The organism is Mesorhizobium sp. M7A.F.Ca.ET.027.02.1.1 (assembly GCF_004022985.1).
In the GTDB taxonomy this organism is placed as follows: Bacteria; Pseudomonadota; Alphaproteobacteria; order Rhizobiales; family Rhizobiaceae; genus Mesorhizobium.
This window is the reverse complement of sequence record NZ_RZOL01000904.1, coordinates 1-545: the sequence shown is the minus strand read 5'-3', so window position 1 is coordinate 545 and position 545 is coordinate 1. Positions and strand designations below refer to the sequence as shown.

The 545-nt window shown below is 60.2% G+C and carries 1 protein-coding gene; it reads left to right on the top strand.

Features of this window, described 5'->3' with window-relative positions; translation table 11 throughout:
- Nucleotides 1-73: 73 nt before the first annotated feature.
- Nucleotides 74-545: ATP-binding cassette domain-containing protein (locus EN749_RS36925; RefSeq protein WP_128365129.1), on the top strand; the 472-nt coding region annotated here is incomplete at its 3' end.

The window sequence follows — 545 nt, the reverse complement described above, 5'->3', positions numbered from 1 at the left end:
ATATGAGCTAGGAATTCTTCAGTCGATGGCTTCCGGCAAGCAGAGCCTTCCCAGATTATAGGACGATTTCATTTTGACAGAAGCCGTCGTCGCGCTGAAAGATGTATTCCTGACCCTTGGCGAGGGCGCTTCATCGGTCCATGTGCTGAAGGGTGTCAGCCTTGATGTGGCGACCGGCGAGGCGACCGGCATCGTCGGGCCTTCGGGTTCCGGCAAGTCGACATTGCTGATGGTCCTGGCAGGCCTGGAAAGGGTCGATTCGGGTACGGTCCGAATCGCTGGTGAGTTGCTCAACGGCAAAAGCGAGGACCAGATTGCTTCGTTTCGAGGCCGAAACATTGGCATCGTGTTCCAGTCCTTTCATCTCATTCCCAACATGACGGCGCTCGAAAATGTCGCGGTGCCGCTGGAACTGGCCGGCCATGCCGATCCGTTTTCGGTGGCGGCGCGCGAGCTGGCGGCGGTTGGCCTCAGCGACCGCGTCACCCACTATCCCGGCGAATTGTCGGGCGGCGAGCAGCAGCGCGTGGCGATCGCCCGCGCAT